This is a genomic window from Micromonospora sp. NPDC048909 (assembly GCF_040649635.1).
GTDB lineage: Bacteria > Actinomycetota > Actinomycetes > Mycobacteriales > Micromonosporaceae > Micromonospora.
The window spans coordinates 544172-558759 of the sequence record NZ_JBEZFU010000005.1; the positions used below are offsets into that span (position 1 = coordinate 544172).

The 14588-nt window shown below is 73.1% G+C and carries 13 protein-coding genes and 1 pseudogene; 5 read left to right on the forward strand and 9 right to left on the reverse strand.

The genetic code is table 11. The features are described 5' to 3' along the window. Positions 1–61: 61 nt before the first annotated feature. From AB0C04_RS17390 to iolC, 9 genes and pseudogenes are all read right to left on the reverse strand, one after another. Positions 62–547: an AAC(3) family N-acetyltransferase gene (locus AB0C04_RS17390; protein ID WP_357055122.1), complete on the reverse strand. Its 486-nt coding sequence runs from the start codon at positions 545–547 to the stop codon at positions 62–64. Between the two features lie 55 nt (positions 548–602). Next, positions 603–866: pseudogene (locus tag AB0C04_RS17395) on the reverse strand (AAC(3) family N-acetyltransferase); the annotation flags it as partial. Beyond that, positions 863–3235: an FxsB family cyclophane-forming radical SAM/SPASM peptide maturase gene (locus AB0C04_RS17400; RefSeq protein ID WP_357055125.1), complete on the reverse strand. Its 2373-nt coding sequence runs from the start codon at positions 3233–3235 to the stop codon at positions 863–865. The pseudogene AB0C04_RS17395 and the gene AB0C04_RS17400, both read right to left, overlap by 4 nt. Then, positions 3207–3380 (reverse strand): FXSXX-COOH protein, encoded by a 174-nt coding sequence (locus tag AB0C04_RS17405; RefSeq protein ID WP_357055128.1) that lies wholly within the window; start codon positions 3378–3380, stop codon positions 3207–3209. The genes AB0C04_RS17400 and AB0C04_RS17405 overlap by 29 nt, the downstream gene beginning before the upstream one ends. Before the next feature lie 93 nt (positions 3381–3473). Then, entirely contained in the window at positions 3474–4376 is a 903-nt protein-coding gene (locus AB0C04_RS17410) for a DUF4231 domain-containing protein (RefSeq protein WP_357055131.1), read from the reverse strand. 74 nt (positions 4377–4450) lie between these two features. After that, entirely contained in the window at positions 4451–6295 is a 1845-nt protein-coding gene (iolD, locus tag AB0C04_RS17415; RefSeq protein WP_357055134.1) for a 3D-(3,5/4)-trihydroxycyclohexane-1,2-dione acylhydrolase (decyclizing), read from the reverse strand. After that, positions 6295–7197 carry a 5-deoxy-glucuronate isomerase gene (gene iolB / locus AB0C04_RS17420; RefSeq protein WP_357055137.1) on the reverse strand — a complete coding sequence of 301 codons (903 nt, stop codon included), beginning with the start codon at positions 7195–7197 and terminating at the stop codon, positions 6295–6297. Before iolB ends, iolD begins: the two co-directional genes overlap by 1 nt. Next, positions 7194–8081: an aldolase gene (locus tag AB0C04_RS17425; RefSeq protein ID WP_357055140.1), complete on the reverse strand. Its 888-nt coding sequence runs from the start codon at positions 8079–8081 to the stop codon at positions 7194–7196. Before AB0C04_RS17425 ends, iolB begins: the two co-directional genes overlap by 4 nt. Then, the gene (iolC, locus tag AB0C04_RS17430) at positions 8078–9061 is read right to left on the reverse strand and encodes a 5-dehydro-2-deoxygluconokinase (protein ID WP_357055143.1); all 984 of its coding nucleotides are present in this window, start codon (positions 9059–9061) and stop codon (positions 8078–8080) included. Before iolC ends, AB0C04_RS17425 begins: the two co-directional genes overlap by 4 nt. Before the next feature lie 186 nt (positions 9062–9247). On the opposite strand from iolC, the gene AB0C04_RS17435 reads away from it, so the two are divergent. The 5 genes from AB0C04_RS17435 (at position 9248) to AB0C04_RS17455 (ending at position 14587) form a co-directional block, all read left to right on the forward strand. After that, positions 9248–9985: a GntR family transcriptional regulator gene (locus tag AB0C04_RS17435; protein ID WP_357055147.1), complete on the forward strand. Its 738-nt coding sequence runs from the start codon at positions 9248–9250 to the stop codon at positions 9983–9985. A 152-nt stretch (positions 9986–10137) separates the two neighbouring features. Continuing rightward, a complete protein-coding gene (locus AB0C04_RS17440; RefSeq protein WP_357055149.1) occupies positions 10138–11535 on the forward strand; it encodes an extracellular solute-binding protein in 1398 nt (465 codons plus the stop codon). Beyond that, a complete protein-coding gene (locus AB0C04_RS17445) occupies positions 11510–12457 on the forward strand; it encodes a sugar ABC transporter permease (RefSeq protein ID WP_357055152.1) in 948 nt (315 codons plus the stop codon). Before AB0C04_RS17440 ends, AB0C04_RS17445 begins: the two co-directional genes overlap by 26 nt. A gap of 76 nt (positions 12458–12533) precedes the next feature. After that, a complete protein-coding gene (locus tag AB0C04_RS17450) occupies positions 12534–13412 on the forward strand; it encodes a carbohydrate ABC transporter permease (protein ID WP_357055155.1) in 879 nt (292 codons plus the stop codon). Continuing rightward, positions 13412–14587 carry an ABC transporter ATP-binding protein gene (locus tag AB0C04_RS17455; protein WP_357055158.1) on the forward strand — a complete coding sequence of 392 codons (1176 nt, stop codon included), beginning with the start codon at positions 13412–13414 and terminating at the stop codon, positions 14585–14587. The genes AB0C04_RS17450 and AB0C04_RS17455 overlap by 1 nt, the downstream gene beginning before the upstream one ends. The last annotated feature ends 1 nt before the right edge of the window (position 14588 follow it).

Genomic DNA, 14588 nt, shown 5'->3' on the forward strand with positions numbered 1-14588 from the left:
CGTCCCCTGAGGACACAGTCACCTCACTACATTATCGGCCGCGGCAATGCCCGGGCCGCCCTCACTGTCCGGCCCGGTGCCGGCGCATCCAGCGGCCGGCGAAGTCGACGGCGGGTCGCATCCGGACGGCGCGGCAGGTGCCGCCGCCCAGCGCACCGCGCCGGACGACCGGCAGGCGCTCCAGCGCCTCGCCGATCCGTGGGAAGTCGGAGTCGTCGAGGTCGAGGGCGAGGAAGTCGCGCCGGACCCGACGACCCGAGCTGTCCAGGACATAGCAGCGGTACGGCCGCTGGGCGGCCGGGTGGGGAAGGCGGTACTCGGCGAGGTGGAACGCCGTACAGGCGGCGTAGTCGACGCCGAGCAGCAGGACGAGGGCGTCGGCGGCGTAGAGCGCGCCGAGCGGGGACCGCTCGCCCAGGTGGCAGTCCAGGTCGTGCACGGCGGTCAGCCGGGCCGCCGCCGGACCCAGCGCGGCGAACGAGGTCTGCGGGTGCCCGCTGCGGACCGCTCCCGGCTGCCGCCGCACGTGCTCGGCCAGCACCCCCATGCCGTCGGCGGGGCTGCGCTCCGGGTGGAACGGCGGGGATGCCCGCCTCCACCCGCGCCGCCTGCCGCCTGCTCAGGCCCGCGGTCGCCGCGCGGAAGGCCGGCGAGGTGATCGAGTTGAAGGCGGTCTGGGTGGGTACCACGATCGTCCCGGCGTCACCCAGCACGTCGCGCATCGCGGCCAGCAGGGTCGCCGGACCGCCGGCGACGGGTCCGATCCGCGACAGTGAGCAGTGCACCAGAACGGTCGCGCCGGCGTCGAGCCCCACCGCCCGCAGCCCGGCGGCCAGATCCACCGCGCCGGCCGGCCGCGCAGTCATGCCCAGCGGTCCACCGTCGCGCGCATCCGCCGCGCGAACCGCTCCCCCGCCGCCGTCAACGCCCCCAGGCCGAGCAGCGCGTCGAGCGCTCCGTCGGTCCAGCCCCGGTAGCGACGGAAGTGGGCGCCGGCCGCCGCACCCGGACGGCGGCGCCACACGTCGGCCACCGCCAGGTGGGCGTACGTGCCGTGCAGCACGCCGTCCACGGGGCGGGGGTCGTCCCGCCACGGCACGACGAGCCGGCGGGTGTCGCGCCGGTCGACCAGTTCGCAGACGTCGAGCACGCCGTTGAGCTTGAGGTGCTGCACCTCGTGCACGAGCAGCACCGCGAGGGCGGCGTCGTCGGGTGCCGGCGTGACGGCGACGGCGCCGAAGGCGGTCGCCGCGGCGGCGCTGCGCTGCCGACCGCCCCGGTCGGGGCGCAGCGGCACCACGGCGCGTAGCACCGCCCGCATGCCGGGGGCGTAGCCGGGGGCCTCGGCGTCGATCCGCTGGAGCGCGCGGCCCACCTGGCGTGCCCACCCGACGGCCTCCGCCGCGGTCAGTCGGGGTGTCACCGCCAGGTCCTGGTAGCAGTCCCGGTACGGGTCGGCGTCCTCGATCAGCAGCGATGAACCCTCGAGCGACATCCGCCGGGCCGGCCGCCAGCCCGGTGGGTGCTGGGCCGAGTCGGGCCGCACCGTGACCACGTCGTCGTTGACGCGGACGCGGAACCCGTCCGCGTCGACGGACACCATGGCGGCGTCCGCGCCCGGCAGGGTGAGCGTGCCGAGAGTGGGCAGGCTGAGCACCCCGTCGCGCACCGGCACGACGAGCTCGGCGGTGGCGCCGGCCCGGATCGCCGCGGCCGCGGCGACCGCGGCGACGTGTCCGAGGTGGACCGGGGTCGGGCGGTCCTGGCACCGATGGGCCCACCGGCGGACGAACGGGTGGCCGAGCACGTCCCGCACCACCTCCGGCGCCGCGACGTCGAGCCCGACCAGCACGGCCCAGGCGGCCGCGGCGACCGGCAGTTCGGCCATGGCCGGGCTGAGCGCGACCAGCAGCGCCCGGGTCTTCGCCAGGTGGATCGCGGCGAGCTGGTCGACCGAATCGTCGTTGCCGTGGCCGGTGCCGAGGTCGTCGAGGACCGTCGGGTCCAGCGCGTCCGCACCGGCGTCGGCGCGCCCCGGACCGTCGGGGGCGGCGGCTCGGGGCGACGGGACGGCCGGGGCCCCCATCGACCGGATCAGGTGTGTCAGGTCGCGGCAGTAGACCGACGGGTTGTCGAAGCCGCTGCCCGTGCGGTAGCGGTGGGCGAAGAGGCCACCGCCGCACTGCCGGACCACCGGGCAGGACTGACAGGTGGAGCTGAGGCCGGCCAGCCCCGCCTGCCGAACGGCGATCATCGGATGGGCGGCGACGTCGTCGATCCGGTCGGCGAAGATGTCGAGCCCGGTGGCCGGAGCGCCGTCGAAGGCCGACTTCAGCGAGTCGACCTGCTCGTAGCTGCCGTCCGTCTCGATCACCGCGAGGTCGGCGGCGTCCAGCCCCACCGCTTCGGTCCGGCTGGTGCCGCCGGCGGCGGTGGAGTGCAGCGAGTCCAGCATCCGGATCGGCACGGGACAGCCGTCCGCGGTCCAGCGCCGGTGCACGGCGAGCAACCAGTCGCCGTACGGGGTCGCGACGCCGTCCGGGCGCGGCGGCGGCCGGTCCCAGTTGGCGTGCGGCAACAGGAAGTCGATGTGCGGCGGGTCCTCGGCCAGCAGCGCCTGGTAGACCTCGATCGGGTCGTTGGCCAGGTCGACCGTGCAGAGGATGCCGGCGTAGGCCGGCCGGTATTCCGGGCGGCGCAGCAGCGCGAGCGCCCGCAGCACCGAGGTGTGGCTGCTCGCACCGTTGGCGTAGCGCCGGTGCCGGTCGTTGGCCGCGCGATCACCGTCGAGGGAGATGCCGACCTTGACGCCGTAGCCGACCAGCACCTCGGCGATCTCCTCGGTGAGCAGCACACCGTTGGACTGCATGCGCAGATCCAGGTGGGTCACCGGGTCGAGCTGCCGGCGCAGCTCGGCCGCGATGGCGGCGAGCCCGGCGGCCCCGGCGAGCAGTGGCTCGCCGCCGTGCAGCACCACCCGCACCGCGGCGAGCCGGTGCGTGCTCGCGTGCTCGGCGATCCGCCGGGCAGCGGCAGCCACCGTGGCCGGCGCCATCGTGCGCGGCTGTCGACGCCAGCTCTGATCGGGGTGTTCGTAGACGTAGCAGTGGTCGCAGGAGAGGTCGCACCGGCTGACGATCTTGATTACGTACTGACTCAGAGCACCAGCCGGTGCGCTTGTCCCAGAGGCTGCCGTCGCACCCGGATCAGATCGAAGCACCGAAGGCCGCGACATCGACGCGTGCCGGCCGATCGACTGTGCGGGTGTCGGACAGCGCCACGAGTCGGGCGCGGACAAGTGAGATCTCGCCGAGCGGAGTTTGCCGGAGATCATCCAGCGGTGCGGTGGTCTTCGTCGACCGGCCTGCGTTGCGATCCACGTGGGCCCCCCATCGGACTTGGTGGGTCAGCCGGAGTCACCCTCGATGGCGACCCACACAACTGTCGATGACTCTACCGCACCCTCGGTAACGTCAGCGGTGCTGCGAGCCATCTTCTTCAAGGGTTCTGGCCATCCAGGCCTCATTGGACAGTGAGATGATCCGCTCCACCTCCGCCACGAACGCCGCGTCGTCGGTCCACCCGTGCCCCTCGCGTCGGATGAGGGCCAGCCGGGACAACTGGTCGGCAGTGCGCGCGTACTCGATCTGCTGGTGCTCGAACTGCTGGGCCGCGCCGTAGCCGACCAGCGCCGTCGTCACCGTGGCCACGACGCCGACCCAGGCGGCCAGCCCGAGGCCGTCGCCGAGCACTCCGACCACGGCGGACAGCACCGCCCCGGCGGCGGTCAACGCGGTGGTCGCCGTACGAATGCGGGTGGCCCGACGGGCCATCTGCCGCGCACCGGGCAGGTAGTAGCCCTCCACCTGTCCCACGAGCCGATGGGTCAGGTAGGACGGCACGTCGGAGACCGCGGGCAACGGCCGCTCGGCGGGCTCGACGTCGACGACCAGCCCGGCGAGGTCACCGGCGTCGTCCAGGAGCGTGTCGAGCCGGCGCAGCAGCACGGCGTCGCGATCCGGCCCGACGAACGGCGCCACCCGGGCCAGGTAGCGGTAGAGCTCGGCCTTGAGCGATTCGGAGACCGACCGCAGCCGGGCCCAGGCGTGCACCGCCTCCCGTGCCGTCGAACGGGCCACCACCGGGACCAGCGCCAGGGCGGCACCGGCGAGCACCGCGAGAGTCCGGCTCGCGGGCTGGTAGACCCCGTCGAGCTGGCTGGCGGCGGTACCGGCGACGGCGGCGACGACGGTCAACCCGGCGAGCGCCCGGCGCCCCCGCACGATCCGGCGCTTCGCCACCGTCGCCGCGCGCGACCAGACGCTCTGCTGGTGCCAGACCGCGACGGCGGCGGCCACCCGATCGACGTTCGTCACGCCCGCATGGTAGGTCACCGGTTCCCGCGGTGGCTGACATCGCAACGGGTCGGCCACCCCGATCGTCGGATCGCTCAGGCCGGGCGCAGGTGCGAGTGTCGGTCCTTGCGCCCCGCCTCGTACCAGGCCCGGGCGCTCCGCGCCTCGACGGTGGTGGAGACCTCGGCGACCGGCACGTCCCACCAGGCGCCGCCGTCCGGACCGGTCTCGAACCGGTCGGTCCGCACGTGGACCACGGTGGTCCGCTCCGCCCGCTTCGCGGTGGCGAGCGCCGCGCGGAGCTGGGTCATGGTCGACACCCGGATCAGCTCCGCGCCGAGGCTCGCCGCGTTGGCCCCGAGGTCGACCGGCAGCGGTGCGCCGCCCCGGTCGAGGTAGGCGGTGCCGAGCCGGCGCGCTCCGACGCTCTCCGAGAGCCGGCCGATCGAGGCGAAGCCCTGGTTGTCGACGAGCACCACCACGAGCTTCACCCCGTCCGCCACCGCGGTGGCCAGCTCGCTCGGCAGCATCAGGTAGGAGCCGTCACCGACCAGCACGAACACCTCGCGCTCCGGTGCGGCCAGCTTGACCCCGATCCCCCCGGCGATCTCGTAGCCCATGCACGAGTAGCCGTACTCGACGTGGTAGCTCTTCGGGTCGGCGCTGCGCCACAGCCGGTGCAGGTCACCGGGCATCGACCCGGCCGCGCAGACCACCACGTCGCGCGGGCCGGCGGCGTCGTTGACCGCGCCGATGACCGCGGTCTGGGTCGGCCGCGCGTCCGGCTCCGCGTGCCGGGCCCGCTCGACCACATCCGCCCACCGGCCCTTCAGTTCGGTGACCGACGCACGGTACGCCGGCTCGCTCCCCCACCCGGCGCAGGCGGCGCCGAGCGCGGAGAGGCACTCCCGGGCGTCCCCGACGAGCTGCACCCCGGAGAGCTTCGCCGCGTCGAAGCCGGTGATGTTGAGGTTGACGAACCGGGCCTCGGCGCCGAAGAGGGTGCCGGAGGCGGTGGTGAAGTCGCTGTACCGGGTGCCCACCCCGATCACCAGATCCGCGCCGCCGGCGATCTCGTTCGCCGCGGTGGTGCCGGTGACCCCGACCGCGCCGAGCGCCAACGGATGATCATGGGACAGGGCGCCCTTGCCTGCCTGGGTCTCCGCCACCGGCACCCCGTACGCCTCCGCGAAGCTCCGCAGCGCCTCGCCCGCACCGCTGTAGATCACCCCGCCCCCGGCGATGAGCAGCGGCCGCCGGGCCGCTGTGACGGCCGCCGCGGCCCGGTCCACGGCGGCCGCGTCCGGACGCGGACGCGGCACGTGCCAGACCCGGTCGGCGAACAGCTCCGCCGGCCAGTCGTACGCCTCGGCCTGGACGTCCTGCGGCAGCGCCAGGGTGACCGCGCCGGTCTCCACCGGGTCGGTCAGCACCCGCATCGCGGCCAACAGCGCCGCCGGCAGCTGCTCGGGACGGTTGATCCGGTCCCAGTACCGGGACACCGGCCGCAGCGCGTCGGTGACACTCACGTCGTAGGAGCGTGGGTCCTCCAGCTCCTGCAGCACCGGGTTGGTTACCCGGGTCGCGAAGATGTCACCGGGGAGCAGCAGCACCGGCAGCCGGTTGATGGTCGCGCCGGCCGCGCCGGTGACCAGGTTCGTCGCGCCCGGACCGATCGAGGTGGTGCAGGCCAGGGTGCTCAACCGGTCGGTCATCCGGGCGTACGCGGCCGCGGTGTGCACCATGCCCTGCTCGGTGCGGCAGAGGTGGTACGGCAGGTCGACCTCGGTGCTGGCGAGCGCCTCACCGATGCCGGCGACGTTGCCGTGGCCGAAGATGCCGAAGCAGGCCGGGATCAGCCGGCGGCGCGCCCCGTCGCGCTCCGAGAACTGCCGCGCCAGGAACGTCACGATCGCCTGCGCCACCGTCAGTCTGGGCATCACGCCTCCCGGGTCGTCGGGCCGGCCAGCGGCAGCCGCGGATCGACCGGCTGATCGGCCCAGCTCGCCCGGATCCAGCCGTGCCGCGGATCGTCCACACAGGCCATCGTCCGGTTCCGGCCGGGCCCGGCAAGCACGTTGAGGTAGTAGAGGTGGTAGCCCGGCGCGGCCATCGACGGCCCGTGGTACCCGTGCGGAACCAGCACGACGTCCCCGGCGCGCACCTCGGCGAGCACGTCGATCGGGCGCTGCTCGGTGCCGTAGACCCGCTGGTAGCCGGCCGGTCCGGCCGGGTCGCCGGGCGCGCCGCCGGCCACCTCGAAGTAGTAGATCTCCTCCAACGCCGCCTCGACCCGGCCGTCGTCGTGGACCCGGTCCTCCTCGTGCTTGTGCGGCGGGTACGACGACCAGTTGCCGCCGGGGGTGAGCACCTCGACGGCGACCAGTTGGTCGCAGTCGAAGGCGTCCGGGGCGCAGAAGTTGTTGACCTGGCGGCTGGCCGGCCCCGCCCCGCGCAGCTCCACCGGCACGTCCCGGGCGGCGGCGTAGCGCGGCGAGAGCCGGCGGGTCGCCCGGGCCGACGGCAGCGCGAACCGGCCCTCGCCCCGCACCGTGACGGTGGCGTCCCGGGGCAGGTAGGCGAAGTCGGTCACCGCGGCGAAGACCGACGTCCGCCCGGTCAGGGCGAACCGGACCCCGTCGCACCGCACGGTCGCGGCGCCGGCCAGGGGCAGGACCAGCATCTCCTCGTCACCGGTGTCGAAGGTGACCGCGCCGCCCGGCGGCAGGGTGAGCACCCGCAGCCCGGCGTAGGTCCAGCCGGCCCGCTCGGGGGTGACCTCCAGCGCCCACGGCGTCCGGGCCGTGCTGCCCCACCGCAGGTGAGCATCCGCCGTCCTCACGCGTCCTGCCCGGCGGGGAGCAGCGACCCGGCCACGTCCACGGCCGCGGCCACGTCGTCGTCCGGCGGATAGAGCAGCGCGCGGCCCACCACCAGCCCACGCACCCCGGGCAGCCGCAGCGCCCGTTCCCACCTCGCGTAGACCGTGTCGGGAGCCTCGACCGGGTCGCCACCGAGCAGCAGGACCGGCAGGGTGGTCGCGGCCATCACCTGCTCCATCTCGTCGATCGCCGGCAGCTTCAACCAGGTGTACGCGGAGGTGGCGCCGAGCGCCTGGCCGACGCTGACGCCCTTGATGACCGCCTCGGGCCGCAGGTCGGCGTGGACCCGGCCCTCGGTGCGCGCAACCCAGAGCGGTTCGACCAGGGCGACCGTCCGGTGGGCCGCCAGGGCGGTGACCGCCCTGGCGCAGGCCTGCAGGGTGGGGGCGGTGCCCGCGTCGTCCGGGTCGATGCGGCAGAGCATCTTGCCGCCGTCGTAGCGCATCGCGGCGATGCTGTCGGCGTCGTACGCGGTGAACCGGTCGTCGAGTTCGAAGGTGGCACCGGAGAGGCCGCCGCGGTTCATCGACCCGATCGCCAGCCGGTCCTCCAACGCCCCGAGCAGCAGCAGGTCCTCCAGGACGTCCGGGGTGCCGAGCACCCCGTCGACGCCGGGGCGGGACAGCGCCAGGCGCAGCCGGTCGAGCAGGTCGGCCCGTCCGGCCATGGCCATCGGCCGGTCCCGGACGCCGAGGGCGCCCCGGGCAGGGTGGTCGGCGGCGATGATGAACAGCGGCCGCCCGTGATCCGGCCAGGGCCGCCGGACCCGGCCGGCGGCCGCCTCGGCGATCGCCTGCGGTCGGTGGGCCCGGGTGAGGGTCAGCGCCTGGTAGTCGGTGTTCACCGGTCTTCTCCTCCGACGGCGGGGTTCGACGGCACCGGTTCCGGCCGGACGTCCCGCAGCAACGCCAGGGTCTCGGCTTGGTCCGGCATGGCGGCGGAGCAGGCCAGGCGGGAGGCGACGATCGCGCCGGCGGCGTTGGCGAAGCGCAGCGTCCGCTCCAGCGGCCAGTCGCGCAGCAGCCCCAGGCAGAGCGCGCCGCCGAACGCGTCCCCGGCGCCGAGCCCGTTGACCACCCGCACCGGCACCGGCGGCACCCGGGCGGTCTCGGTGCCGGTGCTGGCCAGCACCCCTTCGGGGCCCAGCTTCACCACCGCCAGCCGGGGGCCGCGGTCGAGCAGCCGTTCGGCGGCCCGCTGCGGATCTCGGGTGCCGACCGCGATCTCCACCTCGTCGAGGTTGCCGACGGTCACGGTGACCTGGGGCAGCACCTCGGCGATGGCCGCCCTCGCGGTGGCCGGATCAGGCCAGAACATCGGCCGGTAGTCCAGGTCCAGCACAGTGTGTGGTCGTCCGGCGCGGACCGCGAGCGCGGCGGCGTGCGCGTCGCGACTCGGCTGCTGGCAGAGGCCGGTGCCGGTGAGCCAGAAGATCCGGGCCGCGGCGATCGCGTCGGCGTCCAGCTCGCCGGGGCGGATCTGCAGGTCCGGCGCGGTGGGGGTGCGGTAGAACCAGAGCGGGAAATGGTCCGGCGGGAAGATCTCACAGAAGGTCACCGGGGTCGGCAACCCCTCGACCGGGTGGACCTGGCTGGCGTCGACGCCGAAGTCGCGCAGCGCCCGGTGCACGTAGTCGGCGAAGGCGTCGGCGCCGGTCCGGGTGATCACGCCGGCCCGCAGCCCCTGCCGGCTGGCGGCGACGGCCACATTGGTCGGACTGCCACCGAGGAACCTGCCGAACGTCTCGACCTCGGCCAGCGGCGTACCGATCTGCAACGGATAGATGTCCACCCCGACCCGGCCGATGGTGAGCACATCCAGCATGTGGCGTCCTTCGTCCCGGCCGGCGACGGCGTACCCGCCAGCGCTGTCCCTGATTGGTAACAGTGCTCGGTGAGTTGTGTCAATGTGTTGTCATGACATCCGCCCTCTGCGCTCGGTGACCGCTTCGGTACAGTGGCGCCCATCATTCCGCCCTGTGAATCCGCGCGCCCCACCCGAGGAGGTGCCGTGCCCGGCCCCGAGATCGCGGTCGACCGGAGCAGCCCGGTCCCGCTCTACTTCCAGGTCGCCGAGCAGTTCGCCGCGGCGATCCAGCGTGGCGAGCTGGCACCCGGCGACCGGCTGGACAGCGAGCTGCAGCTCGCCGACCGGCTCGGGCTGTCCCGCCCGACCGTGCGGCAGGCCATCCAGCACCTCGTCGACAAGGGACTCATCGTGCGCCGCCGCGGCGTGGGCACCCAGGTGGTGCGCGGCGAGGTCCGCCGCTCGGTGGAGCTCACCAGCCTGCACGACGATCTGCTGCGCGCCGGTCAGCGACCGTCCACCTCGGTGCTGGAGCTGGCCACCACCGCCTGCCCGCCCGCCGTCGCCACCGCGCTCGGCGTGCCGGACGGTGGCGAGGTGTGGCATCTGCGCCGGCTGCGCTTCTCCGACGACGAGCCGCTCGCGGTGATGGAGAACTGGCTCCCCGCCGACCTGGTCCGGCTCAACCTGGACGCGTTGCAGGCCAACGGGCTGTACGCGATCCTGCGGGCCGCCGGCATGCGGGTCCGTGGCGCTCACCAGCGGATCGGGGCGCGCGCCGCGACCTCGGCCGAGGCCCAGATGCTCGGCGAGCGGCGGGGGGCTCCGTTGCTCACCATGACCCGCACCGCGTACGACTACCGCGGGCGCTACGTCGAGCACGGCGCGCACATCTACCGGGCCAGCCGCTACTCCCTCGAGGTGACCGTCGCGGAGCGGTGACCGTGGATGTTTCGCGCTCATTTCAGTGACAGGTATTTACGTCGTCAGGCTGTCATGACATTGTGGCCGCTAAGCACCGCCGGCGAGTGCCCTGCGGCCGGCGGGCGACCCGCGAGTCTCTTCGAAGTCTCTCCTTGCGAAGGGAAGCAGCCATGTCAGCCAAGCCGAGACACGCAGCGGGCTTGCTCGCCGCGTTCACCGCCGTTGCCCTCGCCGCCACCGCGTGCGGCGACTCGTCCGAGCCCGCCGGCAAGGACGCCAAGAACATCACCCTCACCATCGCCGCCAACTCCATCGTGGGCGGCAAGAGCTCCGCCGGTGCGGAGTGGATCGAGAAGTGGGTCATCCCGAAGTTCGTCGAGGCCCAGAAGGCCAAGGGCGTCACCGCGAAGGTGACCTTCGTGCCCAGCGGCGTCGACGACGAGCAGTACAAGACCAAGCAGGCCCTCGACCTGCGGTCCAAGAGCGGTGCGGACGTCATCGCGCTGGACGGCATCTGGGTGGGCGAGTTCGTCCAGGCCGGCTACCTCAAGCCGCTCTCCGAGGTGGGCGGGAGCGAGGTCGACTCCTGGGAGGGTTGGTCGCAGATCCCGGAGACGGTGCAGGGCCTCGGCTCGTTCGAGGAGAAGCGCTACGGCATCCCGCTCGGCACCGACGGCCGGGTCCTCTACTACAACAAGAAGCTCTTCGCCCAGGCCGGCCTGCCCGCCGAGTGGCAACCCAAGAGCTGGCAGGAGATCCTCGACGCCGGCGCCAAGCTCAAGGCGCTGCCCGGGGTGACGCCGATCCAGATCAACGCCGGTACGGCGATGGGCGAGGCGACCTCGATGCAGGGCGCGCTGCCGCTGCTGGCCGGCGCCGGCGGCGAGATCTACTCCGATGGCAAGTGGGCCGGAGCCACCCAGCCGGTCAAGGACGTGCTCGACTTCTACACGAAGGTCTACGGCGGCGGCCTGGGCGACCCGAAGCTCCAGCAGGAGGCGAAGGGGCGCGACAAGTCCTTCGCCGAGTTCGCCGCCGGGAAGATCGGCATCCTCGGTGAGGGTGACTACTTCTGGCGCAGTGTCGTCAACCCGACCAGCGGCATCGCCAAGATGGCCGACCGGGACACCGCCGTCGGCTACGCCATGATCCCCGCCAAGCAGCCCGGCGCCGGCATCCGGGGGCAGGACTTCGTCAGCATGTCCGGCGGCGGCGTGCGGGTGCTCAACCCCAACTCCAAGTTCCCCTCCCAGGCGTGGGAGCTGCTGTCGTTCATGCACTCGGCCGAGGCGGTCAAGGCAGAACTGGCCGGCGAGAAGCGGATCACCGCCCGTACGGACGTCAACAAGGAGGTGCTGGCGGGCGACCCGATGCTCAGCTTCATCACCGACAAGGTGCTGCCGGTCACCGCCTACCGGCCGCCGCTGGCGGTGTACCCGCAGGTGTCTGTCGCACTGCAGGAGGCGACCGCGGACGCGACGGCCGGCAAGGGTGTCGACGCGGCCGCCAGCGCGTACCAGAAGAAGGTCGAGGGGTTCGTCGGTGGCCCAGGCAACGTCACCTCCTGACCAGGTGGTGGAGGGAGCGCGCCCGGCCACGGGCGCCTCCCCCGCCGCCGACGCCGCCGGGCTGGGCCGGGGCCGGGCCGCCGGGTTCCTGACGCCGAGCATGGTGCTGATCCTGCTCTTCCTCGTGGTGCCGGCCGCCTGGACGATCTACCTGGGCGTCACCAACTACCGGCTGACCGGCCTGGCCGCCGCCAACCCGGAGATCGTCGGCCTGGACAACTACACCCGGGCGCTGGACGACGAGCGGTTCCGCAACTCGCTGCTGCTCACCCTGCAGTTCGTGCTCGGCTCGGCGGTCATCGGCCAGGCCGGGCTCGGCTTCGCCATCGCCTACGCGCTGCGCGACCGTCGCGGCCCGCTGCGCCGGCTGGTCGAGGGGTTCGTCCTGCTCTCCTGGATCCTGCCCAGCTCGGTGGTCGCGTTCCTCTGGATCGCCCTGCTCGACCGCGACGGCGGCACGCTCAACACGCTGCTCGGCATCCCCGGCACCGCCTGGCTGCTCGACCATCCGATGCTGTCGATCATCGTGTTCAACACCTGGCGCGGCACGGCGTTCTCGATGATGCTCTACGCCGCCGCGCTGGAGAACGTGCCCCGCTCGCACCTGGAGACCGCCCGGCTCGCCGGCGCGTCCACCTGGCAGCAGCTACGTGACGTGGTCTTCCCCCGCATCCGCGGGCACGTGCTCACCAACCTGCTGCTGATCAGCCTCTGGACGTTCAACGACTTCGCGCCGTTCCTGATCACCGCGGGCGGCCCCGAGCAGCGCTCGGAGATTCTGCCGGTCTACGTGTACAAGGTCGCGCTCTCCGGCGGGGAGCTCGGCTTCGGCGCGGCCATCTCGTTCGTCATGTTGCTGATCAACCTGGTCATCGCCCTGGTCTACCTGCGGATGCTGGGTCGGCGGAAGGAGACGGCGTGAGCGAGCGCAGCGAGCGAACCAGCAGGCCCAGCGCATCTGTGCCTCATGCTGACGCCGAGCGCAACAAGAGGCCGGCATGAGCACCGCGACCGCGACGCGGACCGAGACCGAGCCGACCAGCGACGGGCCGCGCATCGTGGTCCGGCACGTGCTCGCCCGGATCGCGCGGTACGTCTTCCTCTGCGCCGTCCTCGGGTTCTTCGCGCTGCCGCTGCTCTGGCTGGCCACCGCCCCGTTCGACGACACCCCGACGATCACCGCTTCGCTGCCGCGGTTCACCCTGGACAACTTCCGCGCCCTGCTCGACAACCCGTACGCGCTCGGCTCGCTGCTCAACTCGGTCTACCTGGCCGTCGGCACCGCCGCGCTGGTGGTGACGTTCGCGGCGCTGGCCGCGTACGCGCTGAGCCGGGTCCGGGTGCCCGGCCGGGACGCGCTGCTCTACGGGCTGCTGCTGCTCTCCTCGATCGTGACCGGCACCGCCACCATGGTGCCGCTGTTCGAGCTGGCCGACCGGCTGCACCTGATCGACTCCCGGCTCGGCGTCATCCTGATCCTCAGCGGTGGCCTGCTGCCGGCGGCGATCTTCATCCTGAAGGACTTCATGGACGCCACGCCGACGTCCTACGAGGAGTCCGCCCGGGTCTTCGGCGCCAGCCCGCTGCAGATCATGCGGCACATCGTGGTGCCGCTGGTCCGCCCCGGGCTGGCCACCGTCGGCGTGTGGGCGGTGGCCAACGTCTGGGGCAACTTCCTGGTGCCGTACCTGCTGCTGCGCGGGCCCGACAAGGCCCCCGCCGCGGTGATCATGTACACCCTCTACACCGAGGGCGGCCAGGCCGACCTGCGGCTGCTCTCCACCTTCTCGCTGCTCTATTCGCTGCCGGTGGCGCTCATGTTCGTCTTCGTCAGCAGCCGGTACGGATTCCGCTTCCACGGAGGGATCAAGCGCTGATGTCCGCCATCGCCATGCGCGCACTGACCAAGGTCTACCCCAACGGGGTACGCGCCCTGGACGCCCTCGACCTGGAGATCGCCGACGGCGAGTTCTTCGCCCTGCTCGGCCCGTCCGGCTGCGGCAAGACCACCCTGCTGCGCACCATCGCCGGGCTGGAGCTCGCCTCCAGCGGCAGCGTGCACATCGGCGACCGCGAGGTCACCAACCTGCCGCCCGGAAAGCGGGACGTGGCGATGGTCTTCCAGGACTACGCGCTCTTTCCGCACATGACCGTGCAGGAGAACATCGCCTACCCACTGCGGATCAAGAAGATGGACCGCCGCAGCCGCGGCGACAAGGCCGCCGAGACCGCCGACGAGCTGGGCCTCTCCGCGCTGCTGGACCGCCGTCCCGGGCAACTCTCCGGTGGGCAGCAGCAGCGGGTCGCGCTCGCCCGGGCGATGGCCTGCCACCCCCAGGTCTTCCTGCTCGACGAGCCGTTGTCCAACCTGGACGCCCGGCTCCGGCTGGAGGCCCGGACCTTCCTCAAGCGGCTGCAGCGCGAACTCGGCGTCACCACCGTCTTCGTCACCCACGACCAGGCCGAGGCGCTCGCCCTCGCGGACCGGATCGCCGTCATGGAGGGCGGCCGCATCCGGCAGGTCGGCACGCCCACCGAGGTGTTCCGCCGCCCGGCCAACACCTTCGTCGCCGGCTTCATCGGCTCCACCCCGATGAACCTCATCGACGCCGAGGTGCACGACGGCCAACTGTCCGTCGCCGGCACCCGGCTGCCGATCCCCGACGACGCCGCGGTGACCGACGGCGAGAAGCTGGTCTACGCGGTACGCCCCGAATACCTCGACCACTCCCCCGAGCCCGCGCCGGGCGCGCTGCGGGGGGAGGTGGTCGTCGTCGAGAACCTCGGCAGCTTCTCGCTGGTCTCCCTCGACGTGGCCACCGGCGGAGCAGCCGACGGTTCGGGTGCGGGCACGGCGGACGGGCCGATCCGGGCCGCCGGCACCAGCGTCCAGGTCGTGGTGCCCGAGGGGCGGGAACCGGCGCCGGGCGACACCGGCTGGGTGGTGCCCCGGCCCGGCCGGTCACTGCTCTACCGGGACGGGGAGCTGGTCACTCCCGCGGCGGCACCGGCCGTACCCGCCGCCCGGACCGCCGCCGCCGCGGAGCGTTGAC

What these genes read in the sequence shown, in the direction of transcription:
- AB0C04_RS17390 (WP_357055122.1), bottom strand. Translation starts at nt 547, where the DNA reads ATGGGGGTGCTGGCCGAGCACGTGCGGCGGCAGCCGGGAGCGGTCCGC.
- AB0C04_RS17400 (WP_357055125.1), bottom strand. Translation starts at nt 3,235, where the DNA reads ATGTCGCGGCCTTCGGTGCTTCGATCTGATCCGGGTGCGACGGCAGCC.
- iolD (WP_357055134.1), bottom strand. Translation starts at nt 6,295, where the DNA reads ATGCCCAGACTGACGGTGGCGCAGGCGATCGTGACGTTCCTGGCGCGG.
- iolC (WP_357055143.1), bottom strand. Translation starts at nt 9,061, where the DNA reads ATGCTGGATGTGCTCACCATCGGCCGGGTCGGGGTGGACATCTATCCG.
- AB0C04_RS17440 (WP_357055149.1), top strand. Translation starts at nt 10,138, where the DNA reads ATGTCAGCCAAGCCGAGACACGCAGCGGGCTTGCTCGCCGCGTTCACC.
- AB0C04_RS17450 (WP_357055155.1), top strand. Translation starts at nt 12,534, where the DNA reads ATGAGCACCGCGACCGCGACGCGGACCGAGACCGAGCCGACCAGCGAC.
- AB0C04_RS17455 (WP_357055158.1), top strand. Translation starts at nt 13,412, where the DNA reads ATGTCCGCCATCGCCATGCGCGCACTGACCAAGGTCTACCCCAACGGG.